This window comes from Bradyrhizobium viridifuturi (assembly GCF_001238275.1).
GTDB classification, from domain to species: Bacteria; Pseudomonadota; Alphaproteobacteria; order Rhizobiales; family Xanthobacteraceae; genus Bradyrhizobium; species Bradyrhizobium viridifuturi.
Window position 1 is genome coordinate 1 of sequence record NZ_LGTB01000127.1, and the last position, 729, is coordinate 729.

A 729-nucleotide genomic window follows, 5' to 3' on the forward strand; every position below is an offset into this window, starting at 1 on the left:
GCCGTTTACTCTCCGGTCGTCTGGCACGCGCGTTGCTGAGCAGTCTATGGCTTGGCCGCTTATTGATTGACCCTCGTGAGGGCCCGGTCTGTTTGATGTGCGACGGCGTGCGGGCGGTCGTCAGCAGTCGCCCGCACGCTTTTCCGTCGCGTCGGCCTCACTGTGCTCTGTCGATACCGCGCCGTTTGGCTCTACTTCTGCACGGTGCCGTGGCATGCGAGTTGTTGAGAGGCTTATCGGCTTGGCTGTTTATCTTCACGCAACACGGACCAAGCTTGACGTAGCACACTCCGCGCGGGCGGTCTCCAAATGCCCGCGCGTTCTTTCGGAGTCGCAGGCCGCGCGGCCGGCCACAGGGGGGCTGTGGAGATTGTTCCGTGACCCGTGATGAGGCTTTAAAGAACGCGATAGAGGCGCTGAAGGGATGGTCCGAAGGAACGGCCGATACGAGCGTCGTACTTGCCGCGATTGCGGAGCTTATGGCGACCAGGCCGCCACCAAGGCCGCCTTCAAAACCGGAGCTTTCTTCATAAGGAATGTGTTGCAATGGACAGGCTGGAATTTATACCGGCTTTCGAGGCAGCTATTCGCTCCGCCGACCCTGAGAAGCTGGCCGCACTTCGGGAGATCGTCCGCCAGCAAGGAGGCCCGGACGAGTTCGCGAAGACGAGCACAGAGCTTGTACGCAAACAACCGCTTACACTCTTTAGGTCGATCAAGATCATCTGC

The 729-nt window shown here is 60.1% G+C and carries 1 protein-coding gene; it reads left to right on the forward strand.

Going from position 1 to position 729, the window contains the following annotated elements; genetic code table 11:
- Nucleotides 1–546: 546 nt before the first annotated feature.
- Nucleotides 547–729 (forward strand): hypothetical protein (locus tag ALC15_RS45725; protein ID WP_210168633.1); only part of this gene is annotated, 183 nt, incomplete at its 3' end.